The organism is Siccirubricoccus sp. G192, assembly GCF_019084075.1.
GTDB lineage: Bacteria > Pseudomonadota > Alphaproteobacteria > Acetobacterales > Acetobacteraceae > G192.
Genome location: NZ_JAHREN010000001.1, coordinates 1,328,069 through 1,341,580 on the forward strand (window position 1 = coordinate 1,328,069; position 13,512 = coordinate 1,341,580).

Here is a 13,512-nt window from a genome sequence, read left to right on the forward strand (position 1 = left end):
TGGCTGGAGGAAACCGGACATCGCCGGGCCCCTGATGTCAACGCCCGCGCACCAGGGGGCGCCGTGGCTGCCCGATCATGCCCTATCTGCCGGGCGCGGCGACGTGGCCGGAGCCGATGGGGACGGTTGCAACAGCCCGATAGCCGCGCAAGCCCGCCTGCCTTGCGGCGTCAGCGAGTCCGAGAGGACTGGCCCTCGCCGGATGCTGATGTTGCCGCCGGTTGGGGTTGGTTCGCCGTGATTCTCCAGACCGTGTTCGACAGGTCGTCGGCGACGATCAAGGCGCCGCGCGGATCCACCGTCACCCCGACCGGTCGGCCACGCGTGTTGCCGTCGTCGTTCAGGAAACCGGAAACGAAATCGATCGGGTCGCCGGCGGGCCGGCCGTCGCGGAACGGCACGAAGATCACCCTGTAGCCGACGGGTGTGCTGCGGTTCCAGCTACCATGCTCACCGACAAATGCCCCTTCGGCGAAACCCGCACCCATTGCCGGGGTCGAGAAGGCCAGGCCAAGCGCTGCCACATGCGATCCCAGGCTGTAGTCCGGGCGGATTGCCGAGGCGACCTTCTGCGGGTCCTGCGGCTGCGCGCGCGGATCGACATTCTGGCCCCAATAGCTGTAGGGCCACCCGTAGAAGCCGCCCTCACGCACCGCAGTCAGGTAATCCGGAACAAGGTTGGGGCCGATTTCGTCCCTTTCGTTCACCACCGCCCAGAGCTGGTCCGTTCCCGGCTGAATGGCGAGAGCGGTGGGGTTGCGGAGACCGGTCGCGTAAGGCCTGTGCGCTCCCGTCTGTGTATCGATCTGCCACACCCTTGCCCGGTCGACCTCGGCGTCCATCCCGCGCTCGGTGATGTTGCTGTTGGATCCGATGCCGACATAGAGAAAGCGGCCATCAGGGCTGGCGGTCATCGCCTTCGTCCAGTGGTGATTGATCGCCGACGGCAGTTCCGCGACCCTCACCGGCGGCCCGCTCGCCTCGGTCTGGCCGTCACGATAGTCGAAGCGCACCACCGAATCCTGGTTGGCGACGTAAATGGCGCCGTTGACCAGCGCGAGACCATAGGGCGCGTTGAGGTTGTCGGCGAAGATGCCTCGTGCTTCGTAGGTGCCGTCGCCGTCAGCGTCGCGCAGCAGCGTCAGCCGATTGCCGCCCTTCACCGAAGTCTTGCCCAGGCTCTTGATGAAATTCGCGATGAAGTCCTTGGGGCGGAGCGCATGCGCGCTGCCGCCCGTTCCCTCCGCAACCAGGATGTCGCCATTGGGAAGCACCAGGGTCTGACGCGGGATCCTGAGATCCGTGGCGATAGGCTCGATCCTGTACCCCTGCGGTACCCTCGGGCGATCATTGCCCCAATTTGCCGGCCTCGGGATCTTCATGGCGGGCAACAGGCCGCGCTGCGGTTCGGGCAGATCCGGGTTGGGACCATATTGCACCGGGTCGGGGCCGCTGTCGCAGGCGGACAGGGCGATCACCACGGCGCCGACCACCAGAAGAGACGAGCGCATCATTCCACCCCTCTGGCCCGGAATCCGGAATAGCCGATCCAGGCTGCGACGAGCGCCAGGAGCGCTACAATCACCGACAGATAAAGGCCCTCCGGCATGGTCGCCCAGGCATCCTTCGCGTGGACGAGGGCATTGACGAAGCCGAGCACCCACATTGCGAGCAACACGACAAAATAGATGGTCGGGCGTCCCCTGCGTGCCATTCTGCCGCGAAACAGATTGACCAGCGCCCAAAGCAAGGCGAAGGCGCCGACAAGCAATCCGCCGGCGATGAGCCAGGACGAGAAATTGGCCCATTGCACATGGAAGCTCGCCTGGTAGGCGAGATCGCTGAGCAGCGCACCCAAGAACAGAGGGAGCGGAAAGGCGAGAAGGATTGCGTGAAGCGGATGGAGCGGCCTCAGAGAACCTGGGGCGGATATGGCAACCACAGCGTTTCCTCTAGTTCCTGGACCCGGCTGCGCGGCCTGCATCCGGTAAAGGCGCCGATGGGCCAACGCATCAACCGCCAGCGGGTTTCAAATACAATTCAGATCCCCTGACTGCGTCCATACTGCCGTCCGCTGCTCTGACTCTGCCTGGTATTTCTGGCCTGGCCCTGATAACACCTATCTGCCGGCTGATCGGCGTGCCGCCACCTTGTTGCAGCGGTCGCCCGCCTGGGTGGCTTCGGGTAGGGTGAGGCCGGGGCGAGTCCCCTCCACCCTGCCGGGGCACCCCTCTTGCTGCCTAAAGCGAGCGCCGCTCGCCGCCATCACACCCCGAAGCAGAAGCATCGGGTGACCCACTGGGCCGCGTACGACGCCGGCCTGCGCGCCCGCGGCAGTCTGACCGTGTGGTTCACGCCGGAGGCGGCCACCGCTTGGAAGGCCGAGCCGCGCATCGGCCGGGGCGGGCAGCCCTCGTATTCGACCCTGGCAATCACCACCGCCCTGACGCTGCGGGCGGTGTTCCGCCTGGCGCTGCGCCAGACCGAAGGCCTGATCGGCTCCATCCTCCGGCTGCTCGGGCTCGACCTCGCGGTGCCGGACCACTCTACCCTGAGCCGCCGGGCCGAGACACTGGCGGTGTCGCTGCCGAAGGCGGGGAGCGCGTCCGTGCACCTGCTGGTGGACAGCACGGGGCTGCGCCTCTGCGAGCCTGGCGAGTGGCTGGTCGAGAAGCACGGCACCAAGCGGCGCCGGGCCTGGCGAGTGCTGCATCTCGCCACCGACGCCGACACCGGGCGGATCGTCGCCTCGGCGCTGACCGACAGGGATGCCGATGATGGCTCGCAGGTTGGTCCCCTGCTCGACCAAGTCGACGGCTCCGTGGCATCCTTCACCGGCAATGGTGCCTACGACCGGGACGACGTCTACACCGAGGTCACGGCCCGCCATCCCGACGCGGTGGTCGTCACCCCGCCGCGCTCGAGCGCGGTACCGAGCGACACGGCCGAGACCGACCCGACGCAGAGGGACCGGCACCTGCGGTGCATCGCCGAGCGCGGCCGCATGGGTTGGCAGCGGACGTCGGGGTACAACTGGCGTGCTTTGGTAGAGGCTGACGTGTCGCGGTGGAAACACGTCATCGGCGATGGGCTACGCTCGCAGACGGACGGGCGCCAGGTGACCGAGGTGGCGATCGCCGCCGACGTGCTGAACCGCATGCTGGAGCTCGGGCGCCCGGAGTACGTCCGCATCGCGTAACCCGCAACGCGGGTAGGGCTCAGTGCGTCCACGCCGACGACCCGTGCAACACGGTCGTCCGCCGCGCCAAGTGCGCAGGAACAGCCCCTCAGCGAGGCTGGGGTACTGGCCGAAATGCATGCCCATCTCCCGCCGGATCAGGTCGCGCTCCGGCGCGGTGAACGGGGAGGGAGGATGGTCCGCTCGGCTGCTCATCACGCCATGCTACCACGCAGCTTGGCTCGCTGGGGCAGGGGACCTCAGCAGAGGCCGCCCCCCGCTGCCGGCTTGGCGGCGGCCTACCCCTCGACGGCCGCCTGCAGGAGCAGACAGGCGTGCAGGAGAATGAAAAGGCCAGCGGCCGCAAGGCAGGACCGGTGGTCCAGGCGGACCAGCCGCCCCACCTCGCCTGCCTCCCCGTTCTCCGTCCGGATCCGGACCAGCGCCGTCACCGCCGTGATTGCTACCACGTAGGCGAGGCCGACAAAGTGGAGCTTGTCGACCAACGTTGCGCCATGCGCGCTACCCAGCGCCAGGCTGGCCGTGCGCATGTTGATCACCAGGGCGAAAAGGGAGGCAACGAGCAGTGTGATACGGGGCGCGAAGGTCGTGACAGTGAGAGGCACCAGGCAGCCGATGGCGCAGACGAGAAAGCCGGCATAGAGCGCCGCCGTCAGTTTGAGGAATCCCGTGTAGTTCGAGCGTTCCAGCTCCAGCACCGCCCGTAGCTGGCTGAACCGGCTTGCCGGACCGGCCACCGCCGGATCGCCGAAGTTGGTTGCATAGGCCACGACGCCGACCTCGACGCGCATGCTGCGGACGCGCCAGCCCTCGACTACCTCCCGCAGATTGTAGCCCGAGTTTGCGACGTCGGCGCCGTAGACGAACCTGTCTTCCTCATCGACACCCTCCTCGAGGTGGATTTCCAGCGAGTTCCGGTCGAAGGGGAAGTTGCGCAGGTTCCACTGCTCACGGAAGGTACCGGTGATCTTGCGCTGGCTCCAGGCCACCGTCCCGCGGGGAACGGTGCTCTCCAGCCGCACCGCCACCTGGTCAGCGTTGGCGAACTCCATGGTCTGCAGCACCCGCGCCGCCGCCGGCCCGGCGCTCCAGACCCAAAAGCTGGCGCCGAAGGTGCCGCGCAGGAAGTCGAAGCTGTGCAGGTCGGTGATGTAGAGGCCCACCCTGTGCCGCACCGGCGTCCCTCCAGGCTGGCCGCCTTGGGCCGTGTCCTGGGCCCGGGTTTGGCCGCCGGTCAGGAGCAGCAGCAGCAAGGCAACGATGGCTGCCGCAAGGTGCCAGCGAGCGGGTGGGTGCAACAGGGCGGACCCTTCTTCAGCCTTCTTTGCAGAGCACAGGCTGCCACGGCCGGTCTGGCCGCGCGAGCGTGATCTGCTGGATCCTTGCCACATCTACCACCCTGGCGCGGGGCGATCTGGACCTCTTCGAGGCCGAGATGCGGGCCGCTTCCGCCCGGCTCGGCGGCGAGTTCATCGCTCTCACGACGCCTGGCGGCCGGCAGGTTCTGAATACCCTTTGGGCTCCGGGGGGAGCGCCGGTCCAACATCCAGGGATCCCTGACGACGCGGCGCGTCTTCAGCAGTGGCCATGCCGAAGTGTCCAATCTCCACCAGAGCTCGACCACAAGGCGGCCGGTGATCCTCACCGCCGTGCCGGTGTTCACCGCGCGCCAGGAGCTGCCGCTACCCACCTACGCGCTCGGCATCTCGCTGCGGCGCGACCACCTCGCCCGGATGCTCTCCGAGCAGAGCCTGAGGCAGGGCTGGAGCGGGGGCGTGCGCGCCGCCGCGGCAACTACGTCGCCCGCACCCAGCGTAATGCGGAAACGGTCGGACAACCGGCTCAACCCAAGGTGCGGGCGGCATTGGCCGAGGCGGTCAGCGGCACCATCCGCGGCGACCTCCAGACGCTGGAAGGGGTGCTATGGGTCGCGGCCTTCGCCCGTGCGCCAGCTACCGGCTACACCGTCGTGGTCGGCGTGCCGGAGGAGGCGTTCCTCGCACCCCTCCGTGCCGCGCTGCTGCGCACCCGCGGTACCGGTGCCCTGATCGCGGTGGCTGGCCTGCTGCTCGCGCTGGTGCTGGGCCGCCGCGTGGTTGCCTCGCTGCACGTGCTCGAGATGCTGGGGCAGGGTGGGCCTGCCGGGTCGGTGCCCAAGGCGGGTCTTCGGGAGGTGGGCGACATAGCACGAGTGCTCGCCGATGCTGCCCGACGGCAGGCGCTGCTGATTGCCGAACTGAACCACCCGGTGAAGAACACGCTGGCCACGGTCCAGTCCGTAGTCGTGCAGACTTGTAGCGCCGATTCACGCCTCCGGGCGGTGCCGCCCTGCGGCAATCTGCTCTAATCCGGCGCGATCCCGGCGCGGCTGATCACCTCGCGCCATTTGCCGATCTCGGCATGGATCGTGGCGGCGAATTCCTGCGGTCCGCTCGCCGCCACCTCGTAGCCGAGCCCGCGGAGCCGCGCCGCGACCTCCGGCTGCCGTGCCGGCTGCACCAGGATCGCATGCAGCCGGGCCAGGATCGCGGGGGGCGTGCCGGCGGGCGCCACCACGCCGAACAGCGGCATCGCATCCACTCCCGGCAGCCCGGCCTCGGCGAAGCCTGGCACCTCCGGCAGGCTGGGGCTGCGGCCGGCGGCGGTGACGGCCAGCGCCCGCAGCCGCCTGGCCTCGACATGCGGCCGCGCCGCGGGGATGGAGAGGAAGCCGCCCTGCACCTCGCCGCCTAGCAGCGCGGTGATCAGCGGCCCGCCACCGCGATAGGCGGCCACCACCGCATCCAGCCCGCCGGCGATCAGCAGTTGCGCATTGGCCAGGTGGATCGCCGTGCCATTCCCGGCATGGCCGAGATTGACCCGCCCGGCCTGGCCGCGCGCCAGCGCCAGCCACTCCTGCAGGGTGGTGGCCGGCACCGCGGGATGCAGCACGAAGACCAGGGGCGTGGTGGCGATCTGCCCGACGGGGGCCAGGTCGCGCTCGGTGTCATAGGGCAGGCGGCTGCCGAAGAGGCCGGGATTGATGACCAGCGCGGTGTCGATGACGCCGAGCGTGTAGCCATCCGGCGCCGCCGTCGCCACCGCCTGGGTGCCAGGGATGGAGGCGCCGCCGCCGCGATTCTCCACCACCACGCTGATGCCCTCGGGCGCCGCCTGCGCCATGACGCGCGCCACGATGTCGCTGGCGCCGCCGGCCGGATAGGGCACGATCACCCGCAGCGCCCTTGTGGGAAAGCCGGTCGTGGGCTGCGCCGGGGCGGGCGTTGCGAGCAGGCTGGCCAGCAGCAAGCTGGCAGCGGCGAGCAGGCGCTTCGGCATGTCTCTCTCCCCGGCGTCGCCGAAAGTCTCGGCGGTCCGGGCGGAGTGTGCAGGATTTCCCGGGGTGAAGGCGACCCGGAACAGGCGCCGGGATCGGCACGGCTGCCGGTGCCTGCTCTCCAGGGGATTTGCCGCCATGCCGGGCTGCTCCTAAGCTCCATTGCAGCCGTCCCGAGAGCGGCCGAGGAGGACATCGCCGGCCATGCGTCGCCGCAGAATCATCATGGCGCTGGGTGCCGTCACTCTCGCGCGCCCGGTCCGTGCGCAGGATTGGCCGCAGCACCCGGTGCGCATCCTGGTGGGCTTCCCGCCCGGTGGCTTCACCGACATCCTGGCCCGCGTCATCGCGCCCCGGCTTCAGGAACGGTTCGGCCAGCCCTTCGTGGTGGAGAACCGCCCCGGCGCCGCCGGCATCATCGCCGCCGAGGCCGTGGCCAAGGCGCCGCCGGACGGCTTGATGCTGCTGCTGGCGCATCCCACCGCCATCGCCATCGCCCCGGCGCTGTCGCAGCGCCTACCCTATGACGGGATGGCCGCCTTCACACCGGTGACGCTGCTGGCGCAACAGCCGCATGTCCTGCTGGTGAAGGGCGATGCGCCCTGGCGCAGCCTGGCGGAGCTGGTCGAGGATGCGCGGAGGCGGCCGGGGATGCTGACCTATGCCTCCTCCGGCGTCGGCTCGGTGCAGCATGTGCAGGGCGAGCTCTTCGCAGCGGCGGCGGGGATCGAGCTGGTGCATGTGCCCTATCGCGGCTCCGGCCCCACCATGACGGACCTCGCCGCCGGCAATGTCAGCATGGTGATCGATGGTGTCGCGGTCTCGGCGCCGCTGGTGGAGAGCGGCCGGCTGCGCGTGCTGGCGACCAGCGCCGCCCGGCGCCTCCCGCGCTACCCGGACCTGCCGACCCTGGCTGAGTCCGGGCTCGAGGGCGTGGTGCCCGGCTCCTGGTTCGGGCTGCTGGCGCCGGCGGGCACGCCGCCCGCCATCGTGCAGGCGCTGGCCCGCGCGGCCACGGAGGCGCTGCCGACGCCGGAGGTGGCGCGCGCCATGGAGCGCGCCTCGGCCGAGCCGGGAGGCCTCTCGCCGGAGGAGTTCGCCGCATTCGTGCGGGCCGAAGATGCGCGCTACCGCGCCTTGGCCGCCCGCACCCGTATTTCGATGGATTGAGAAGGCAGGTCATGCGCATCACCGACATCCGCGAAGCCGCGATCCCCGTCCGCTCCGCCATGCGGAACGCGGTCTTCGACTTCTCGGAAATGACCACCTCCATCGTCGCCGTGGTGACCGACCGGATGGTCGAGGGCCGTCCGGTGGTGGGCTTCGCTTTCAACGGCACCGGCCGCTATGCCTGCGGCGCCACCATGCGGCAACGCTTCATCCCGCGCCTGCTGAAGGAAGCACCGGAGGCCTTGCAGGATGCCGAGGGCTTCCTCGACCCGGAAAAATGCGCGGCGGTGATGGCGCGCCGGGAGAAGCCGGGTGGCGATGCCGAGCGCGCCTGGGCGATCGGCACCATCGAGACGGCGATCTGGGACGCGGCAGCCAAGGCGCGGCGGGAGCCGCTTTGGGCCTTGCTGGCGCGGCGCTACGGGCCAGGCACGCCCGGGGGCCAGGTCTTCTGCTATGTCGGCGGTGGCTGGTACCATCCCGGCCAGATGGTCGCCGATCTGCAGGAGGAGATGCGCCGCCACCGCGGTGCCGGCTACACCATGCTCAAGACCAAGGTCGGCGGCTTGGCCCTGGACGAGGATCAACGGCGGATCGAGGGCGTGCTGCAGATCGTGGGCGAGGGGAGCAACCTGGCGGTGGACGCCAATGGCGCCTTCGGCCGCGACCGGGCCTTCGCCTATGCCGATATGCTCGCCCCCTATGCGCTGCGCTGGTTCGAGGAACCCGTCGCGCCCCAGGACTTCGCCTTGTATGCCGAGGTCTGCGGTCGCTATCCCGGCGCCATCGGCACGGCCGAGAACCTCTATTGCCTGCAGGATGTGCTGAACATGATTCGCTTCGGCGGGCTGCGTCCTGATCGCGACATCCTGCAGGTGGATCCGCCCCAGGCATTCGGCATCGGCCATTTCGCGCGCATCGTGCAGGCGGCAGAGGCGGCCGGCTTCTCCCGCGCGCAGATCTTCCCGCATGGCGGCAACCAGATGTCGCTGGCCTGTGTCGGCGGCCTCGGGCTCGGCGGCTGCGAGGCCTATCCCGGGGTCTTCGGCGCCTTCGCCGGCTATGCCGATGACGCGCGGGTGGAGGCGGGCTGGATGCGCCTGCCGGACCGCCCCGGCATCGGCTTCGAGGCGCAGGCCGAGCTCTATGCGCTGATGCGGGATCTGGCGCCGGAGGCCGCTGGCTAGAGCCCAGCAGCCGCTCGATCGCATTCAATGGTTCGCCTTGGAGCCAGGAATGGGCAGGTTTGCGGAGTCCTTCCTCCGCAGCGGCGTCGATCGTGCTTGGCGCGGCACACCCAAGGGAACCTTTCGTCGCATCTTGCCGGATTTGACAGAGGCGGGTATCGACGCCGTTCCGGAACGGAGAGCCGCGATGGAGCCCAGTTTGCCTGCAATCCCGACCCGGCCCGCCGCCCCATGGCGCTGATCGGCTATGCCCGGGTTGTCTAATCGCGCCTCCGCTGGTTGTCTAATCGCGCCTCCGCTGGTCAAGCATTTTCTCCATCCTCCACTTGCCCTCGAGATGACGTTCTGCCGGGATCCGGGGTTGTCTTCGCGGTCGGGGCGAACCCGCCGCATGATGAGGTTCGGGTGGGGCCTCGCTCTGTCTCGAAACGCGGTCCACTGGGGCCGCGCCGGGCATATCGCGATGACCCCGTCCTGCGTCCCGGCAGGGACGCCTCCGCCGCCGGGTGACAGCGAAGCTCGGAGCTGCCGCCGCGCCGGACTATGCCGCCACGACCGCCAAGCCGGGCTCGAAGGGCCGGTTGTGCTTCCACATCGCGTGCAGCACCACGGCCAGCTTGCGCGCGACGGCGACCACTGCGCGCTTGAAGCCGATCCTGGCCCGCACGGCCTCGCCCCAGCGCCGGAGCGCGGAGTCCGTGGTTGCGCGGGTCAGCACGTGGGCGGCGGCCTCATAGAGGTAGCTGCGTAGGAGCTTGTCGCCCTGACGCGAGATGCGACCCGAGACGTCGATCTCGCCCGACTGGTAGCGCCTTGGTGTCAGTCCGATCCAGGCACTCACCGCCCGCGCCGAGCGGAACTCGCTTGGGTCCTCGACTGCCGCGACGTAACTCACCGCGGTCATGCAGCCCACGCCGGGCGCCGTCATCAGTAGTCGGCAGGCCTGGTCTTGGCGGATAGCCGCCCTTATTTCGCGGTCGAGCTGGTAGACCTGCCGCCGCACCGTCGCCCATGCCTCCAGCAGCGCCAGCCCGATTGTTGCCAGGTCGGGCCGGTCCTGCAGGTGGGCCCGCACGTCGGCCTCGAACTTCCGTGCGCCTCCGCTGGTGCCGAGCAGGAGGCCGAAGGTGCGGAGGGCGCCGCGCAGCTGGTTGGCGAGGTCGAGCTGGGTCCGCAACAGGCCATGCCTCGCGCGCACCAGCGTGCGGATGCGCATCGCCTCCCAGCCCTTCACACGGACCTCCCGGACGAAGCCCGTACGCAGGAGTTGCGCCAGCCCCGCGGCGTCGTTGGCATCCGTCTTGTTGATCTTAAGCGAAAGGGCCGCTTTCGCCTGCCTCGCGTCCGGTATTTGTCAAAGAAGTTGTCCGGTGCCCATCAGGCGGCGTCTCTGATTTCGTGGTCGCTGATGTCGCGCTCGGGGTTGAGGCAGACGTCGCCGACCGGCGCCCAGTTTCGGATTTGGCGTGACCACCGCGCGGGGTTGGCGGCGCGAGCTTCGGTATAGAGCTCGGTCCGACGCTCGAGGAGCGCGCGATCCTCACCTGCATGCCGGGCGCTGGGCGTGACGAACTGGATCGCGCTGTGGCGGTGCTCGTGGTTGTACCAGGCCACAAAACGGGCGACCCAGTGTTGCGCGTCCTCCCTGCTGGCGAACCCCGATGCTGGCCAGTCCGGCCTGTACTTGCAGGTACGGAACAGGGCTTCGGAGAACGGGTTGTCGTCACTGACGCGCGGGCGGCTGTAGGAGGCGATGACGCCGAGCCGTTCGAGGGTGGCCTTCATGGTCGCGCCCTTCATCGGGCTGCCGTTGTCGGCGTGCAGGACGAGAGGGCGGGTGAGGCAGCCCTCGGCCCAGACCGCGCGGCGCACGAGCTCGGCGGCCAGCTCGGCGGCTTCGCGCTCGTGGACCTCCCAGCCGACAATCTTGCGGCTGTAGACGTCGAGGATGAGGTAGAGATAGAAGAACCCGCCCCGGATCGGGCCGGGCATCCAGGTGATGTCCCAGCTCCAGACTTCGCAGGGGCCGCGGGCGCGGTGACTGGTCGGCGGTTGGCGACGCGCCGGCGGCCTCGCCCGGCCACGGTGGTGCTGCTGACCCTCAGCCCGCAGGATGCGGTAGAAGCTTGCTTCCGAGGCGATGTAGCGGCCCTGGTCTGCGAGGCGGGGCACGATCTGACTTGGCGGCAGGCTCTTGAAGGCCTGGCTGTTGCAGGCCTCCAGCACGGCCTGGCGTTCCGCCTCGGACAGCCTGTTGCCCGGTGCTGGCCGAGGCGCCGTCGGGCGGCGGTCTTCGGGCGCGCCGTCCCGGGCCCGCCAGCGGCGACAGGTCCGTTCATCGAGCGCGAGTTCCGCACAGGCCTGGGCGCGGCGCGCGCCGGCCGCGACAGCCTGGTCGATCAGCGCCATGGCGTTCTGGCGATCTGGGGTGCTGATCATGCGTCCTCGCCGTCCCCCCCAGATCGCCGCGGCGTTTTTTCGCAGCACCAGCAGCGCCGCCGCCTCGGCCAGCGCCTTCTCCTTGCGCGCCAAGTCCCGCTCGATGGCCTTGATGCGCTTCTTCTCCTCCTTAGTCGCCTGGCCCAGCCGCTGGCTGCTGGCGCGGTCCCAGTCGTTGGCCTGCTCGCAGGCGGTCCGCCAGGCTTGGATCTGCTCGGGGTAGAGACCCCGCTGGCGGCAGTAGGCGGCGAGATCGGCCTCGTTCAGGGCGGCGGTCTCGAGAACGGCGGCGAACTTGTCGCGCGACGTCCAACCCTCCGGGCCGGCGTCGGCATCGGGCAGGAGCCGCCCCTGGCGGCGAGCCTCGCGGCGCCAGGTGTGCAGCGTTGCCTCGGAGATCCCTTCCTCCTTGGCCAGCTGCCGCAAGGGCACCGCGTTCGGCGGCTCCAGCTTCCTCAGAACCGCCGCGCGGCGTTCCGTCGAGTAGGCCAAATCATCCCTCCGTCCCGCCCCTCTGGAAATGAGAGATCATCTCAAGGCGCCGGACAACTTCCCTGCCATAGGGGGCGTCCATGCAGACCACTGGCAGACCCCGCTCGGCTAGCCCGTGGAAAAGCCAGGTCGACCAGCAGCCGGTCTCCAGGCCGACGCGGGCGAGCTCGGGCGCATGGGCGGCGAGTGCCTCGGCGATGGCCTTCGGGTCGGTTGCGACCTTGCCCCGCCACAGGCAGCGGCCCGCCTCGTCCACGACGTAAACGCTGGTGGCCTTCATCGAGACGTCGAGCGCAGCATAGGCGGCCATGAGAACCGCTCCGCGCTCGCCTTCCTGCGCTGGGCATCGGTCCGTCTGATGCTGCGAAGGCTATGTCAGGATAAAAAATGATCCCAGATGGACACTCACGTCGGGATAGGGCAAAGAAACACCTAAAATGAACGAAGGAATCCTTTGGTTCGTGCTACGACACAATCAACATCGGTCTGCCATTGCTTCTGAGTGGCCGGATCGTATTCATCTGCGCCACCTATTATCATCGCATATGCATGCTTCATGCTTGCAAAAATATTAGCATGCATGATAAGCCAATGGTCCATAGGTTCTAATGACAGCACAAAGGATCCTGGCCGGCAAAAAACAGTATTGAACATACCGGCTCCGCCAGGGCCAACAACTATTTTAGCCGAAGCAAAAGTCTTCACCTGCTCAGCGAAGGTATGATTTTCAGGCTCAAAAATATGGAAACCAATTGCCTCCATCTCATTTATCAAGTGCCCTTCGTTCTTAAATCTTCTATGGCTTGGTCTCCGGACTCCTTGGGCACGCCTCGATACATAAATCTTTTCGGGCCGCCGGAGAAACTCATCGGCCGCCAGCATCTTCTGCGCCATTTCCTGGAATAAATCGCGGGACGTATCATCCAGAAATAGCGCGGAGGTGCGCAAGCTCGGCATAATGATGTGCTTTGCCTGATAGGTGTTTTCCCGATTATATTGCAGAACATTATTCAAATCGACGCCGAAAGCACTCAAAATGTCTCTTTGCCAGGGATTTCCAATGGGCGCCAAAGTTTTAAGCTTTTGTAATCCAAGCTTTCGGATCATCGGAAGCTTTGTGAGGCATCTTAATAGGAATGCGCCATAGTTATTGTGCTCCATTGCGGTTAGAGAGACTATGTCCTCCTCAAATTTTACATGCCTAGTAATTGACGGGGCATGAAAGTAGCCATTTTCCACAGGCTCCAAGTGTAATGCTTCAAATCGACGCCGCTCCTCTTGCCTGTAAATATCTGGCGTATGGCGAGAGTGTCGACTATCCGTCACAAGGTAATGGGCTGTATCGGTTACAATGGCTCGTGCAGCCACCAGGATGCCATTAGGCACCTCGATGGTGAAGATATCGGGTGTTTCGATGATTGTGTTAGAAGCAAGCTGCTCTGCGGTGGGGCTGGGACCGAACGGCGTATCAATTGCGACTGGGCGAGGGCGTCGCACGATACCTGAAGAATCGGTGGCCCATTCAGCCCGAAATGGCTCAACCGAGCAGACCCGTACTCCGGTTTCGGCTGGCAATGTCAGCGGATCATGAGGATAGATCATGCTTTTGGAATGCTCCCACATTGGGATATTTACTCAAACTCGACCGCTGGGGGATACAGATAGCCTCGATGATGCTCCAAATCGGTTTCTCGCCGCCTGAGATATCT

Annotated in this window: 12 protein-coding genes; 4 read left to right on the plus strand and 8 right to left on the minus strand. The window is 67.4% G+C overall.

Going from position 1 to position 13,512, the window contains the following annotated elements:
• Positions 1-170: 170 nt before the first annotated feature.
• Both KSF81_RS06380 and KSF81_RS06385 read right to left on the minus strand, forming a co-directional pair.
• A complete protein-coding gene (locus KSF81_RS06380) occupies positions 171-1,514 on the minus strand; it encodes a sorbosone dehydrogenase family protein (RefSeq protein ID WP_217378261.1) in 1,344 nt (447 codons plus the stop codon).
• Positions 1,511-1,942, minus strand: coding sequence for a DUF2231 domain-containing protein (locus KSF81_RS06385; RefSeq protein WP_217378262.1), 432 nt, complete (start codon positions 1,940-1,942; stop codon positions 1,511-1,513). The genes KSF81_RS06380 and KSF81_RS06385 overlap by 4 nt, the downstream gene beginning before the upstream one ends.
• A gap of 291 nt (positions 1,943-2,233) precedes the next feature.
• Between KSF81_RS06385 and KSF81_RS06390 the strand changes: the two genes are divergently transcribed.
• Entirely contained in the window at positions 2,234-3,199 is a 966-nt protein-coding gene (locus KSF81_RS06390) for an IS5 family transposase (RefSeq protein ID WP_375293306.1), read from the plus strand.
• Positions 3,200-3,477: 278 nt separating this feature from the next.
• Here KSF81_RS06390 and KSF81_RS06395 read toward each other — a convergent pair whose 3' ends face one another.
• Positions 3,478-4,452, minus strand: coding sequence for a hypothetical protein (locus tag KSF81_RS06395; RefSeq protein ID WP_217378263.1), 975 nt, complete (start codon positions 4,450-4,452; stop codon positions 3,478-3,480).
• A 611-nt stretch (positions 4,453-5,063) separates the two neighbouring features.
• Between KSF81_RS06395 and KSF81_RS06400 the strand changes: the two genes are divergently transcribed.
• Positions 5,064-5,546 (plus strand): HWE histidine kinase domain-containing protein, encoded by a 483-nt coding sequence (locus KSF81_RS06400; protein WP_217378264.1) that lies wholly within the window; start codon positions 5,064-5,066, stop codon positions 5,544-5,546.
• Here the strand turns inward: KSF81_RS06400 and KSF81_RS06405 are convergent.
• The gene (locus KSF81_RS06405; RefSeq protein WP_217378265.1) at positions 5,543-6,517 is read right to left on the minus strand and encodes a tripartite tricarboxylate transporter substrate binding protein; all 975 of its coding nucleotides are present in this window, start codon (positions 6,515-6,517) and stop codon (positions 5,543-5,545) included. The genes KSF81_RS06400 and KSF81_RS06405 overlap by 4 nt on opposite strands.
• Positions 6,518-6,719: 202 nt before the next feature.
• On the opposite strand from KSF81_RS06405, the gene KSF81_RS06410 reads away from it, so the two are divergent.
• Both KSF81_RS06410 and KSF81_RS06415 read left to right on the plus strand, forming a co-directional pair.
• Positions 6,720-7,685, plus strand: a complete 966-nt coding sequence (locus KSF81_RS06410) for a tripartite tricarboxylate transporter substrate binding protein (RefSeq protein WP_217378266.1) — start codon at positions 6,720-6,722, stop codon at positions 7,683-7,685.
• Between the two features lie 11 nt (positions 7,686-7,696).
• A complete protein-coding gene (locus tag KSF81_RS06415) occupies positions 7,697-8,872 on the plus strand; it encodes an enolase C-terminal domain-like protein (RefSeq protein ID WP_217378267.1) in 1,176 nt (391 codons plus the stop codon).
• A 541-nt stretch (positions 8,873-9,413) separates the two neighbouring features.
• Here KSF81_RS06415 and KSF81_RS06420 read toward each other — a convergent pair.
• The 4 genes from KSF81_RS06420 to KSF81_RS06435 form a co-directional block, all read right to left on the minus strand.
• Positions 9,414-10,223 (minus strand): IS110 family transposase, encoded by an 810-nt coding sequence (locus KSF81_RS06420; RefSeq protein ID WP_217381588.1) that lies wholly within the window; start codon positions 10,221-10,223, stop codon positions 9,414-9,416.
• A 26-nt stretch (positions 10,224-10,249) separates the two neighbouring features.
• Complete coding sequence (locus KSF81_RS06425; protein WP_217377310.1) at positions 10,250-11,803, minus strand: IS3 family transposase; 1,554 nt, start codon at positions 11,801-11,803, stop codon at positions 10,250-10,252.
• A 1-nt stretch (position 11,804) separates the two neighbouring features.
• Positions 11,805-12,113, minus strand: a complete 309-nt coding sequence (locus KSF81_RS06430) for a hypothetical protein (RefSeq protein WP_217378268.1) — start codon at positions 12,111-12,113, stop codon at positions 11,805-11,807.
• Positions 12,114-12,235: 122 nt separating this feature from the next.
• Positions 12,236-13,405 (minus strand): DUF563 domain-containing protein, encoded by a 1,170-nt coding sequence (locus KSF81_RS06435; RefSeq protein WP_217378269.1) that lies wholly within the window; start codon positions 13,403-13,405, stop codon positions 12,236-12,238.
• Positions 13,406-13,512 lie beyond the last annotated feature (107 nt).

Bases quoted from the DNA above. Each gene is read 5' to 3' on its own strand.
- KSF81_RS06380 (WP_217378261.1), bottom strand. From the start codon at position 1,514: ATGATGCGCTCGTCTCTTCTGGTGGTCGGCGCCGTGGTGATCGCCCTG.
- KSF81_RS06405 (WP_217378265.1), bottom strand. From the start codon at position 6,517: ATGCCGAAGCGCCTGCTCGCCGCTGCCAGCTTGCTGCTGGCCAGCCTG.
- KSF81_RS06410 (WP_217378266.1), top strand. From the start codon at position 6,720: ATGCGTCGCCGCAGAATCATCATGGCGCTGGGTGCCGTCACTCTCGCG.
- KSF81_RS06415 (WP_217378267.1), top strand. From the start codon at position 7,697: ATGCGCATCACCGACATCCGCGAAGCCGCGATCCCCGTCCGCTCCGCC.
- KSF81_RS06430 (WP_217378268.1), bottom strand. From the start codon at position 12,113: ATGGCCGCCTATGCTGCGCTCGACGTCTCGATGAAGGCCACCAGCGTT.
- KSF81_RS06435 (WP_217378269.1), bottom strand. From the start codon at position 13,405: ATGATCTATCCTCATGATCCGCTGACATTGCCAGCCGAAACCGGAGTA.